Annotated in this window: 9 protein-coding genes; 5 read left to right on the top strand and 4 right to left on the bottom strand. The window is 61.6% G+C overall.

Annotated elements, in window-relative coordinates; translation table 11 throughout:
* Positions 1-95: 95 nt before the first annotated feature.
* Positions 96-4,241 carry a VCBS domain-containing protein gene (locus tag AC1RKJ_RS01735; RefSeq protein ID WP_492789187.1) on the bottom strand — a complete coding sequence of 1,382 codons (4,146 nt, stop codon included), beginning with the start codon at positions 4,239-4,241 and terminating at the stop codon, positions 96-98.
* Between the two features lie 587 nt (positions 4,242-4,828).
* On the opposite strand from AC1RKJ_RS01735, the gene AC1RKJ_RS01730 reads away from it, so the two are divergent.
* Complete coding sequence (locus AC1RKJ_RS01730) at positions 4,829-5,683, top strand: transglutaminase-like cysteine peptidase (RefSeq protein WP_492789186.1); 855 nt, start codon at positions 4,829-4,831, stop codon at positions 5,681-5,683.
* A 16-nt stretch (positions 5,684-5,699) separates the two neighbouring features.
* On the opposite strand, the gene AC1RKJ_RS01725 is transcribed toward AC1RKJ_RS01730, so the two are convergent.
* On the bottom strand, positions 5,700-5,897 hold the full coding sequence (locus tag AC1RKJ_RS01725; RefSeq protein ID WP_492789185.1) for a hypothetical protein: 198 nt from the start codon (positions 5,895-5,897) through the stop codon (positions 5,700-5,702).
* Positions 5,898-6,126: 229 nt separating this feature from the next.
* Here AC1RKJ_RS01725 and AC1RKJ_RS01720 point away from each other — a divergent pair, with 229 nt between their 5' ends.
* Positions 6,127-6,333, top strand: coding sequence for a hypothetical protein (locus AC1RKJ_RS01720; protein ID WP_492789184.1), 207 nt, complete (start codon positions 6,127-6,129; stop codon positions 6,331-6,333).
* A gap of 56 nt (positions 6,334-6,389) precedes the next feature.
* On the opposite strand, the gene AC1RKJ_RS01715 is transcribed toward AC1RKJ_RS01720, so the two are convergent.
* Entirely contained in the window at positions 6,390-7,088 is a 699-nt protein-coding gene (locus tag AC1RKJ_RS01715; protein WP_492789183.1) for a ribonuclease activity regulator RraA, read from the bottom strand.
* A gap of 201 nt (positions 7,089-7,289) precedes the next feature.
* Between AC1RKJ_RS01715 and pxpB the strand changes: the two genes are divergently transcribed.
* From pxpB to AC1RKJ_RS01700, 3 genes are read left to right on the top strand one after another with little or no spacing between them, the layout of a single operon-like run.
* Positions 7,290-8,012, top strand: coding sequence for a 5-oxoprolinase subunit PxpB (pxpB, locus tag AC1RKJ_RS01710; RefSeq protein WP_492789182.1), 723 nt, complete (start codon positions 7,290-7,292; stop codon positions 8,010-8,012).
* The gene (locus AC1RKJ_RS01705) at positions 8,009-9,028 is read left to right on the top strand and encodes a 5-oxoprolinase subunit C family protein (RefSeq protein WP_492789181.1); all 1,020 of its coding nucleotides are present in this window, start codon (positions 8,009-8,011) and stop codon (positions 9,026-9,028) included. Before pxpB ends, AC1RKJ_RS01705 begins: the two co-directional genes overlap by 4 nt.
* Before the next feature lie 21 nt (positions 9,029-9,049).
* The gene (locus AC1RKJ_RS01700; RefSeq protein ID WP_492789180.1) at positions 9,050-9,817 is read left to right on the top strand and encodes a LamB/YcsF family protein; all 768 of its coding nucleotides are present in this window, start codon (positions 9,050-9,052) and stop codon (positions 9,815-9,817) included.
* On the opposite strand, the gene AC1RKJ_RS01695 is transcribed toward AC1RKJ_RS01700, so the two are convergent.
* A complete protein-coding gene (locus AC1RKJ_RS01695) occupies positions 9,801-12,503 on the bottom strand; it encodes a nitrate reductase (RefSeq protein ID WP_492789179.1) in 2,703 nt (900 codons plus the stop codon). The two genes, AC1RKJ_RS01700 and AC1RKJ_RS01695, sit on opposite strands and share 17 nt — an antisense overlap.
* Between the last annotated feature and the right edge of the window lie 7 nt (positions 12,504-12,510).

The raw sequence follows: 12,510 nt of genomic DNA, 5'->3' as shown, positions 1-12,510 counted from the left end.
TGATGGCGCATCGACCCGCCCATCCTGCCACAACACGAGCTGTTGTTGCAGCCGGAAACACCATCGAAGTTAATGTTTACGTCCTACCCGGGGCATCAAGCGTGGAGGATGAAATCGCTGGTATTCAGCGAAGCAACGCCCTTCACAAGCAGGGTATCCGTGGTGCCGTTGAGGTGGAGCAGCATATCCCCGCCAGTATGATCGGCGGTGTTCAGCAAGGCCGTCAGCGCCGTCGTGTCGATGCCGGTCAGGGCTCTGAAATCGATCTTGTCGCTTCCGATTGAGAAATCCGTGATCGTGTCGTGCCCTGAGTACGGCGCAAACACGAAATTGTCGTGCCCCGCCGCGCCGGTCATCGTATCATCGCCGCCGGTCGAGAAAATGAGATCCTTGCCCGCCGTGCCTGTGAGCGTTGCGCCGCCGGTGCCGTTTTGCTTGAAAATGAAGTTGATCGTATCGCTAAGACCGTGGCCATCGGTCACGGTCAGCGTCACCTTGTCGTTAGCGTTCAGCACCGTGTTGTTCGGAGTGTAGGTGATCCCACTGGTCAGATTGCCGTTGATGGACGTAACCGTTCCGTTGCTCACGCCTGATACAGTGCCGTCCCCGGCTGTTGCACTGACACTCAACGAGCCCGTTTCATCCGGATCGGACAAGGTGACACCGAACACCTTTGTTGTTCCTTCAGGCAGCCCCGGGCTACTGTCGTCAATTTCCGATACGGAAACGTTGTCGCCGTTTAGTACCGGCGCGTCGTTGGTGCCGTTTATTGTCCACGACACCGAAGCAGCAGTCGGTGTGGTGACGATGCCGTCCGTCACACCGTAGTCGACGGTCACGACCGTCGACTGGCCATAGCCAAGCGACTGATAGGCCGGGTCCGCGGGATCGAACGTGAATGTATGATCCACGGCGTCGTAGGTCACGCCTGCAGGTAGCGTGTTCGGGAGGTTGACGACCGACAGTGTATGTCCGTTATCGACGTCGGATGCATGGGCAAGCGCATCCAGCGTGCTTGTGGCACCGTCTTCCGTAACCGTAGCGAGCACCGCGCCGCTTACGACCGGCGCATCATTCGCGCCATCGATCGTCACCGTGATCGACTTCTGAACCGTGTCCAGTCCGGATGACGCATCGAAGGTGAATGTCGCCGTGACATGCTCGCCCGCAGCCAGATAATCGAAAGCCGCGCGATCGTAGCTGATCGTGCCGTCCGTCTCATTGAGTATGAACAGATCGGCCAACACGCCGCCTGCCGGGGCAGGGCTGCCGGCATCGAAGGCCAGCGTATCGGCCACATAAAGTACATGTACGTCCGTGGTATCGACGTCCGTAATTAACACGTGGTCCGCGACCGTGACGGAGACGGTATCAGGCGCGCCGGTGTTCCCCTCGGTGTCGCTTGCCGGATTGGTCACAGTGATCATCGGCTCATCGTTGGTGCCGGTGATAGTCACGGTCACCACCTGCCCGGCCGACGTATCGTTGGCGCCGTTGCTGTTGTCCTCGACAGTGATGGTATAGCTCGCCGTGATCGTCTCGCCTTCCGCGAGGTACTGGACAAGATTGGTGTCCAGCGCGAAATCCCAGTTGAACGTATGGTTGCCGGCGCCCAGCGCCGACGCAGGAACCGTCAATGCCGTCGCAAGCGCGTTCGCCAGCAACAGCGGCACCCCGGCGCTTCCCGCAGCATCGTTGTTGTAGGCGACATGCGCCTTGTGGGTATCGGTCAGATCGGCGTCGGTGAACGTCACCGAACCCGTGTCCTTCAGAATGCCGTAGACCGCGCCGACATCTTCCTTGACCGCCGCGTCTTCGCTCACCGAGATCACCGGCTGGTCGTTCGAGGCGCCGATCTGAACGGTGACCTGTTTGGTTGACGAAAGGCCGTTGTTGTCCGTGATGGTGACATCGTAGATCAGCGTCAGGGTTTCGCCGTGCGCCAGAAAATCGAACAGATGATCGGGAAGCTTGAACTCCCAGCCGACCGAGCCGTAATTGAGGGTATCGGTATTGCTCTCCGACACCGCAGCCGTCATCGCGCTGTTAAGCGCGTCGCGGGTGGCCTGCGGAATACCGCTGTAATAGCCGCCTGACCAAACGACCGATCCCGCGCCGGGATGAAGCGCGGCACTGGCAGTGTGAGTGTCCGAAAGATCGACGTCGACAAATGCCAGCGTGCCGGTGGCGACATCGACGACCGAATTCGGCGCGCCCGTGATGTCGGGCACCTCGTCTGCCTGATGGATTGATGTATCGGCGGTCAGCACCGGCGCATCGTTCGTGCCGGTGATCGTGACCTCGACGTCGCGAGTCACGGAGACCCCGCTGCCGTCCGTGATGGTGATCGTATAGACCTGCTTGATGGTCTGGCCGGCCGCCAGCGATTGCAGCACCGGATCGTTGTCCGGCAACACAAAATGCCATCCGACCTGACCGGTGTTCGTCGCATCCGTCAGGATTTCGCTGACCGCATCGAGGCTGAAAGAACCGAGACCAACCACGCCGCTGACGGTGCCGACTGCGCCGTCGACGAATCCCGGCAGGTGCGTGCTTGAAATCGCGGACTTCAACGCGAACGATGCCGTATGGCCGTCCGTCAGATCGAAATCCTGGAATCCGATCGTACCGGACGTCTTAAGATTGTCGGTGACCGGAACGTAATCCTCGGTGACACCGCCGGTGTCGACCGTTGAAGCTGTCTCAATGGTCGGCGCGTCATTCTCGCCGGTGATGGTCACCTTGATGAAAACGTTCGCGCTATCCGGCCCCGACGATGCGGTGACGCGAATGACATATTCGGCCTTCTCACCCGCGGCTAGAAAGTTGAAGTCCGCCCGATTGAAGCTCACATCCCCGGTGATCTGGTCGATCGTAAGCAGCGTGTCGAGATGGAGCGCCGCCTTGGCGGCCAGCGTCAGCGTCGCGGTCGTCGATGCGGCGGTCAGAACGCCGCTATGCGCGACGAAAGGCGTCGCAACGTCGAAAAAGGGACCGACGTTGATGTCGGGATCGTCGATATGAACGGCGTCCTTCAGCTTGATGAGTCCGTTGGTCGACGGATCGCCCGGAGATTCTTCCTTGGCCGAGAGAGCGGTCGCGGTGAACGCCGCCTTGATGTTGTAGAACACGATCTTTGTATCGGTCGTCTGGTGCGTATCCGGATTGGTGATTGGCGTGATCACCGTATAGGTCAGCCGCCCCGTCACCGGATCGAATGCGTATTTCCCGATGTTGTTTTCCGGAACGCCGATGTCGGTTCGCGGATTGCTCTTGGGTGAATTCGGCTTGGCGTCGTCCGGCGTATAGTTCGGAAAATAAAGCTGGAAGACCTGCTGGATAATGAACTTCTCGCTTTGCTGGTCCGCAAGCGTCTTGAGTTGCTCAACAGCCGTTGGCGTCTGGCCAACACCGAGGCTCGACACGAAGGTCACCTGCCCGGCCTGTGAGACGGTCCCGATCAGCTGACCTGTCGTCTTGTCATACAGGTTGAACGAGCCGGTGTGACCGTCCGGCTCGACCAGCACCGAAAATTTCGTCGGCCCGTCGTTGGCGGAAATCTCCACCAGCACGGCCGTGCCGCGAATGCCCATGGTGGCGACCGGCGTCTCGACGCGCATGTTGCCATTCTTGGCGGTTTGTCCTGCGACGAAAGTGATCGTGCCCTGCACCAGGCTGATGAGCGACGAGTTCGACGATCCGTTCGGATCGTAGATCATTTCGTTGAGCACCATGCGCGCATTCGAAGTCATGCCGAATGCGCTGCCGTCGATGAACGTCAGACCGACCGACGAATCCGATCCGGTCTGGACCACGTCGCCTTTCTGTACGGCATCGCCGATGTGGAGTTCGACGGATACGCCGTTGCGAATGACGCTGGCGCTTCCCGACAATTTCAGGACGTGACCGATCACCTGCGCGGCAGCCGCCCCAGGCGCAGCAGCCTGGGCGTAAACGACATGGCCGGTCAGCGCATCCACGATCTGGCCCGAGAGCGTCGCTCCGTCCTTGGACGACAGCGTGGGTCTGGCCTCACCCTTGAAATAGTTTCCGACAACGAATTTCTGGTCAGAGCCTGAAATAATCAGGTCATTGCCGATCCGCACATAACTGCCGGAAAACAGCAAATGCGCGTCGGGAACAACGACGTGTGCGTCTGAGGGATGATGCTGGACAAAGCCCGGCTTCGCGCCGAACGCGAAAGCGTCTCCATCCAGCGAAACTGGGGAGTCATTCAGCAATTTGGAGTCAAATGGTCCGGCGAAATTCACTCAGCCCGCCCGCATCAAAAAGTCATAATTAAGAAATCGATAATCTCGAATTCATAGCATCAAAGATCGCGGCTCCATAGCGGATTGAACTAAAGGCCATGGTTTGCCGTTCTTATTTTAAGTAATGTTGCTCCACGGAGACTTGGCCGACGCAGCCTGGTTTTCTAAGTTGGTGAGATAAAAACGGTATTCCCGATTTTCCGGACAATGACCGCCCGGCTGCCAAGGCAAAAACAGCCTAAAGGCCACCAAAACGGCGCACGCGTCGTCCGGTAAAATATCATCTATATTCAATCTTAAGTTTATGTACTTTGGAACTTGGCTATAGATCGAATCTTTATTGTCCCTGACGTGATTTTATAGCCAAGCGCTGGCGCGTTAGCCCTATCTACAATTTTACACAATGTGCTCAGCCTTAGTTCCGCATATTTGAATTCAAATCACCCCATTCCTCCCATCTTTAAGCCGTCGAAAAGGCTGCCCAGCCTACTCCTTGTGACGAATGATCCGGCCACGTGCTCGCATAAGCAAGCCGATGTCCGGACACGGGGCGTCACATGTCGGCTTGGATTTATGCGCGCGCGAGCGCTGTTGTATTCGCGTTAATTCTCAGCGTATTGGGCGGATCGGCTCATGCAGCAGCTTATGCGCTGAGGGATGAGGTCCTCACACCATCGGCGGCTCAGCAGAGCCCTCCGCCGGAGCCGTTTGGCCTCTCGACCTCGATGCTTCCAGAAAGTCCCCTTCGCACCAAATGGAGCAATGTCGAGCGCGCGATAGCGGCGGAAGCGGCCATCGTCGCCGACTGCGATCGCGATCCTGCGCATTGCACATCGCAGCCCGCCCTCCAATTTCTTGCGATCGTGAAAGCCGCTGCCGCCCGCGACGGTGTTGCACGTCTGGGTGAAGTCAATCGCGCCTTCAATCTCGCGATCCGTCCGGTGAGCGACCGTGCGCAGTACGGCGTCGACGACCACTGGACCTCCCCGCTGGCCACGCTCGAGGCCGGCGCAGGTGACTGCGAGGACTATGCGATCGCCAAGCTGGTTGCGCTGCGCGCGGCCGGTGTCGCGGCTGACGATCTCCGGCTCGTCATCATGCGCGAAACCGCGAGCGGTGAAGATCATGCGGTGGTTGCGGCGCGCATCGACGGACACTGGCGAATGCTGGACAACCGCAGTTTCATCATGCTCGAGGACAGCAACTTCGGCAAATATCGCCCGTTGTTCGCCATCGACGCGGAAGGCGCCAAGCGCTTCGAGCAACCGAGGTTCGCGGACGCGTCGCGCGATACGCAGGCGCGTCCTGCCGAAATCGAGACGCAGAATACTGCCGGAGCCGATGCGTCCGCGGTCGGACTGACGGCGCAGACCGTCGCCTTCGACGAGTTCTGTCAGGCCCTCGCGATGTAAGCGAACGCTACGCCGCTCACGTTTTGACGATGGTCTGGATCGTCGCCATAAACAGCAGGACTGCGATGGCGATGAGCACCCACCACGGGTTGTCACACAAAATTGCGCCGCGAGCGCAGATCTGATCGGCCAGTGACCAGCCATGGTTCCGCACGGCGCCAGCAAGCAGGACAATCCCGCCCGCGCCGATAAGTGCGATTGCAAGCTGCCGCATGAGACTACTCCTTTCCGCCGCCCATCGTCGGCGGAAAGACGTAAATCAATGCTTGTTCCATTCGATGAAACACCGGGGCTTCTGTGGAAAATCTGTCTCGCGGGGGTTCCCGGCGCAGCGTCATACGAAAAACGCAAATCTCATAGATTCATTGAGGTTTCCGCGCTCGGGTCACGTCGGTGGATGCTGCCCGATGCGCGTGCATTTTCGAGTTGAAGGGAGTTTGCCGATGGCAACACGTTTGCAGCGGCTCGCCGAGTTCGATGGCAACGGTGAACCGCCGCCCGAAGAAGCTGTTCAGGTATTGTGCGAGGACAAGAGCGGAACCTACCAGCTTCCGTTCGCATGTCGCCGGGTGAACGGCGAATGGCGCAACAGCGAATCGGGAAGCCTCGTCGAAGCCTCCGTGGTCGGCTGGCGGCGCGCCAAGGCATGATCCCGAAAAACGGGAACCGGTTTTCGGGATCAGATCATGCCCAATAAGTTCTGCGCCTATTTCTTCGACGCAGCATAGCGCGCCTTGGTTTCGGCGTTCATTGGATAGAGGCCGGGCAACGCTGCGCCGTTGTTGACCTCGTTGACGATCCAGCCTTCCATCGCTTCCTGCTCCGGACCTTCCGCGAGAACGAGTTCGAGGAACGCCTGCGGGATCAGAACCGCGCCGTCCTGATCGGCGACGATCACGTCGTCGGGAAACACTGCAACTCCGCCGCATCCGATCGGCTCGCCCCAGTTCACGAACGTCAGGCCGGCCACTGACGGTGGCGCGGACGCGCCATCGCACCACACCGGCAGGCCGGTGCCGAGCACGCCTTCGAGATCGCGCACCACGCCGTCGGTGACCAACGCGGTGACGCCGCGCTTGGCCATACGCGCGCAGAGAATGTCGCCGAAGATGCCCGCATCCGTAATGCCCATGGCATCGACGACCGCGATGCAGCCCGCCGGCATCGCCTCGATGGCGGTGCGGGTCGAGATCGGCTTCGACCACGATTCCGGCGTGGCAAGATCCTCACGCGCTGGCACGAAACGCAAGGTAAAGGCCGGGCCGACCAGGCGCTCCTGCCCCGGACGCAGCGGACGCGATCCGCGCAGCCAGACATTGCGAAGTCCCTTCTTGAGAAGGATCGTCGTGATGGTGGCAGTCGTGATCTTTTTCAGCGTTGCGATGGCGTCTGGCGAGAGCGACATGTCGGGAAACTCCGGTTTGGGGCGCCATCAGCGGCGTGGTGGGCCTGCCTTTTTGCGAAAGCGCGGCTTGGCGTCAAGGCGACATTCGCGTGACCGGTAATGCAGGTTTATGCGTCGCGATAACGCTGACTTATTTGCCATTTGGAGCCGTTTATCGGACAACTGCGCTCAGCCTTGTCCGCGAGACTTAACGGCCAATCGATGACAACCCCGCCCAGCATCCTGCCGTCCGGCGACACCGCCCTGACCGTCGAATTCGGCCGCAGCATCGATCCGGCCATCAACCGGCTGGTCCTTAACCTCGATCGTAATGTTGCAACGGAAGCCATTGCTGGCGTTCTTGAAACTGTCCCGACCTATCGCTCGCTGCTGGTTCACTACGATCCGGTTCAGGTCAGCTACACGGCATTGTCGGAAAAGCTGCTCGCGCTGGCGCAACTGCCTGTCCCGCCCGAAACCGCGATCCGGCGCTGGCGTGTACCCGTGGTCTATGGTGGCGACTACGGCGCCGATCTCGACGATGTCGCGCGTGCGCACAGCATTTCGACCTCGGACGTCATCGCCAGGCACACCGGCGGCGATTATCGCGTGGCGATGATCGGCTTCACGCCCGGCTTCGCCTATCTCAGCGGGCTCGATCCCGCCATCGCAACACCACGGCGCGAGAGTCCGCGAACGGAGACACCGCCCGGCACCATCTCCATCGGCGGCGTGCAGGCCTGCGTGCAATGCCTCGCGGCCCCGAGCGGATGGCACCTGCTTGGGCGCACACCGGTGCGGACGTTCCATCCGCGCCGCGATCCGGTGTTCCTGATGGAGCCCGGCGACGCCGTGAACTTCCATGCCATCCCCGCCGGTGAGTTTGCCGCGCTCGATCGCGCGGCGGAGCGCGGCGAGACCGTCGCCGAACTGGTCGCGTCATGAGTCAGCTTGTCGTCGTCACCGTCGGACCCGCTACATCGGTTCAGGATGCCGGACGCTTCGGCGCGCAGCGTTACGGCCTCACCACCAGCGGCGCGATGGATCGTGTGGCGCTTGCCGTCGCGAACTATCTGGCGGGAAACGCGCCGTTTGCTGCCGCTATCGAAATCGGGCCGTTCGGCGCATCATTCACTGCGCGCAATGGCGCTGTTCGCGTCGCCTTGTCGGGAGCCGTGCGTGTCGCGGATATTGTCGGCACACCGCTCGCCCACCATCAGACGGCGCTGATCGCGGAAGGCGAAACGCTCAAGCTCGGCGCGGCGCGCCAGGGCATGTTCAGCTACCTCGCAATCGAGGGCGGCATCGCGGGCGAGCCGGTGTTCGGCAGCCTCTCCGTCAACGCGCGTTCGGGCCTCGGCAGCCCCTTTCCCCGCCCGCTGCAGCCAGGCGATGCGCTGGATGTCGGCACGGCGCAACTCGCGCCGCACGAACGGGCGCTGGACACTTACGATCAATCGGCATCGGCGATCCGCGTTGTGATGGGACCGCAGGACGACGAGTTCGGCGCGGCATGCGATGTGTTTCTCAACAGTGAGTGGCGCATCTCGGCCACCAGCGACCGCATGGGTTATCGCCTGGAGGGTCCGAAGGTCGAACATTCCGGCGGTCACAACATCGTCTCCGACGGCGCGGTCCACGGCAGCATTCAGGTGCCCGGCAATGGTCAGCCCATCGTGTTGATGGCGGATCACGGAACGACCGGCGGCTATCCCAAAATTGCGACAGTCATCAGCGCCGACCTCGGCCGCTTCGCGCAAATGCAGTCGGGTTCAATCTTTCGCTTCAAGGCCATCAGCGTCGAGGACGCGCAGGCCGAGGCGCGCAAGCTATCCGAATTCCTGCAATCCCTGCCCGCCCGGATTCACGAGGCGGGTGGCTCCAGCCTCAATCTCGTCGAATTGCAAAAGGCCAATGTCGCGGGCGTCGCGGTCAATGCCATCGACACCGGCGAGCTGTAATCTCACACAAGGTACAGAGTCATGACCATCGATCTCAACAGCGATCTCGGCGAAGGTTTCGGCGCGTGGGAGATGGGCAATGACGACGCGATGCTCGGCCTCGCCAGCAGCGTCAACGTCGCCTGCGGATTTCACGCGGGCGATTCCGACATCATGTTCAAGACCGCGAAGCTCGCGAAGCAACGTGGCGTCAGCATCGGCGCGCATCCGGGCTATCGCGACCTGCACGGGTTCGGACGGCGGCCGATTCCCGGCCTGAAGTCGTCCGAGATCGAAACCATGGTCGCCTACCAGATCGGCGCGTTGCAGGCGGTGGCCGCGCTGGCCGGTCACAAGGTGACGCACGTGAAGGCCCACGGCGCGCTCTCCAACGTCGGCTGCGTCGACGACATGACAGCGCGCGCCATTGCCGCCGCGATCAAGGCCGTCGATCCCAATTTGTATTTCGTGGTGCTGCCGAACTCCGCGCTGGTGCGCGCCGGTGAAGCAGCAGGGCTGAAGCTGATCCATGAAGTATTCGCCGACCGAGCTTATGAAGACGATGCGCAGTTGATGGCACGCAGCAAGCCGGGTTCGGTGTTGCACGATGCACCGCAGATCGCCCAGCGCGTGGTGCGAATGGTGCAGGACGGAGCGATCACCTCGGCGTCAGGCAAAGTCATCAAGGTGAAGATCGACACGGTCTGCATCCATGGCGACACGCCGGGCGCCATCGACATCGCGCGTCAGGTCCGCGGTGAACTCGAGCGCAGCGGGATCAAGATCGCGCCGTTCAGCTCGCAGCGCTAGCCGCCAGCGGCTGCGGCGCATCCGTCTGCGCGATGAGCCGCTTGAGTTCGGGAATGCACGACCCGCAGTTTGTGCCCGCCTTCAGTTTCGCACCGATGTCGGCGGCGGTACGTGCACCATCCACAATCGCGCCGCAGATCGCGGTGCGGCCGACTCCGAAGCAAGCGCACACGACCGGACCGTCACTGGCGAGACCATCGGCGGACTTTCCTGACAGCAACAACCGCCGCTGCTCGTCGCCGATCGTCTCCGCCGCGAAGATCGCCTTCACCGCATCCCAGTCCGGCGCATCGGTCGCCGGTCCCATGAACAGACACGCCTCAAGCGCCTCGCCGGCAAACTGAGCTGCGCGATAGACTCCTCGTGCGGCGTCTTCATACTCGGCAATGTGCCCTGCCTCACCCAGCGGCGCGAGATACGACTTCCAGGATACAGGTTCGGCGTTGCTGGCCAACAGATAGCCGTAACCGCCCGTGACCGCGACACGCGCCCACCACACACCTTTCGGAAACGACATCGGCTTGCGCGACAACACGAAGCCGCGCTGGGTGAAAGCAAAAGCCTCGATGGCCACGGGCGTGGCCTTGTTTTCGGGCTGACCGGAGAACGGATCGGTGAAGGGCGCAACCATCGCGCCGATACGGCCGGACGAATTTTCCTCGCTCCAGTGGATCGGCGCGAACAGCATACCGCGCTGCTGCCGTTCGCTGACGACGACCTTGAGAATACACTGGCCGAGATCGGTCGCGAGTCTCGCGAAGCCGCCATCGACAATATTCGCCTGCGCGGCATCGTCAGGATGAATCTCGACATACGGCTCCGGCAAATGCTGGCCGAGACGCGGGCTCATGCCGGTCCGTGTCATGGTGTGCCACTGGTCACGGATGCGTCCGGTGTTCAGGCGCAATGGCCGCGCCGAGGACGTCTCTCCCCGCAGCATCGGCATGTCGGGCGCGATAAAGCGCGCCTTGCGATCGTTGGTAAAGAACCCGCCCTCGGCGAAGAAACGCGGCGTCTCGCCTTTCGCGCCGCTCGCCATCGGCCACAGGAACGGATTCATGTCGTCGAAGCCCTCGTCCGACAGCGATGTGAACGCGCCGATGTCGAAGTCGCGGCTGCCGTTGTTCTCGAACGCGGACAGTTCTGCGTGTTCGCGGAAAATATCTGCGGCAGACTTGTACGCAAACGCCGCGCCATACCCCAGACGCTTGGCGACCTCGCTCACGATCCACCAGTCGGGCTTCGCCTGCCCCGGTGGCGGCAGGAACGCGCGCTGCCGCGAAATCCGCCGCTCGGAGTTGGTTACCGTGCCGGACTTTTCGCCCCACGCATGTGCGGGCAGCAACACATGCGCGCCGGAATTGACGCTGTCGTTGGATTGCACATTCTCCGAGATCACCAGCAGATCGAGCTTGCGCATCGCCGCGCGCACCGCGTCGGCGTTCGGCAGCGACACCGCCGGATTGGTGCCCATCACCCACAGCGCCTTGATCTCGCCGCGTCCGATGGACTGAAACATCTGAACAGCCTTCAGCCCCTCATGCGTTGCGATATGCGGCGCTTTCCAGAACCTGCGCACGCGGTCGATGTCCGGCGGCGTGAATCCCATATGCGCGGCAAGCTGGTTGGCGAGGCCGCCCACCTCGCGACCACCCATGGCGTTCGGCTGGCCTGTCAGCGAAAACGGAGAAGCACCCGGCTTGCCGATGCGGCCGGTCGCGAGATGGCAATTGACGATGGCGTTGACCTTGTCGGTGCCCTGCGCCGACTGGTTGACGCCTTGGGAGTACAGCGTCACCGCGCGCTCCGTTTTCGCAAACATCTGGAAGAACGCCGCGACATCGGATTCAGCAAGTCCTGTCGCCAGCGCCGTCGCTGTCACGCCGTCGGCAATGCGCCGCGCTTTCGCGATCGCGTCGTCGAAGCCACTGGTATGCGTGTCGATATAGGCCTGATCGACCGCGCCGTTGTCGGCGAGATGGGTCAGCAATCCGCTGAACAGAGCAGTGTCGGTGCCGGGCTTCAGCCCGAGAAACAGGTCCGCGTCGCCGGAGGTTTCGGTCTCGCGCGGATCGATCACCACGATGCGCGCGCCGCGCGTCTGCTTGTTGGCGATCATCCGCTGGAACAGCACCGGATGACACCATGCAGCGTTCGACCCGACCAGCACCAGCAGATCCGCCTCCTCGAGATCCTCATAGCATCCCGGCACGATGTCGGCGCCGAACGCGCGGCGATGACCCGCTACCGACGAAGCCATGCAGAGCCGCGAATTGGTGTCGACGTTCGCCGTGCCTACAAAACCCTTCATCAGTTTGTTGGCGACGTAGTAGTCTTCTGTCAGCAACTGGCCCGACAGATAGAATGCGACCGAGCCGGGTCCATGCTTGGCGATGATGTGCTGAAGCCGGTTGGCGACATGATCGAGCGCGTCGGTCCAGTCCACCTGCTCGAACCTGTCGTTCGAACAGCGGATCATGGGATGCAGCAGCCGTTCGTGCAGGCCCAGCGTTTCGCCGAGCGCCGATCCCTTGGAACACAGCCGCCCGAAATTCGCGGGGTGCTCCTTGTCGCCCGCAATTGTCGCGCCGCCCTTGCCGTCAGGCGTCGCGATGACGCCGCAGCCGACGCCGCAATAGGCACATGTGGTTTTGACGGGAGCGAGTGAGGAATCGACGTTTGTCATGCGGAAA

The sequence above is a fragment of the Afipia sp. GW822-FHT04G07 genome (genome assembly GCF_058800765.1).
Note: the sequence above shows the minus strand (reverse complement) of the source record. Positions and strands in the feature narration are given on the sequence as shown.

Excerpts from the sequence above, each read along its gene's own strand:
- AC1RKJ_RS01720 (WP_492789184.1), top strand. The coding sequence starts at position 6,127 with ATGGCAACACGTTTGCAGCGGCTCGCCGAGTTCGATGGCAACGGTGAA.
- AC1RKJ_RS01725 (WP_492789185.1), bottom strand. The coding sequence starts at position 5,897 with ATGCGGCAGCTTGCAATCGCACTTATCGGCGCGGGCGGGATTGTCCTG.
- AC1RKJ_RS01705 (WP_492789181.1), top strand. The coding sequence starts at position 8,009 with ATGAGTCAGCTTGTCGTCGTCACCGTCGGACCCGCTACATCGGTTCAG.
- pxpB (WP_492789182.1), top strand. The coding sequence starts at position 7,290 with ATGACAACCCCGCCCAGCATCCTGCCGTCCGGCGACACCGCCCTGACC.
- AC1RKJ_RS01695 (WP_492789179.1), bottom strand. The coding sequence starts at position 12,503 with ATGACAAACGTCGATTCCTCACTCGCTCCCGTCAAAACCACATGTGCC.
- AC1RKJ_RS01700 (WP_492789180.1), top strand. The coding sequence starts at position 9,050 with ATGACCATCGATCTCAACAGCGATCTCGGCGAAGGTTTCGGCGCGTGG.
- AC1RKJ_RS01730 (WP_492789186.1), top strand. The coding sequence starts at position 4,829 with ATGTCGGCTTGGATTTATGCGCGCGCGAGCGCTGTTGTATTCGCGTTA.
- AC1RKJ_RS01715 (WP_492789183.1), bottom strand. The coding sequence starts at position 7,088 with ATGTCGCTCTCGCCAGACGCCATCGCAACGCTGAAAAAGATCACGACT.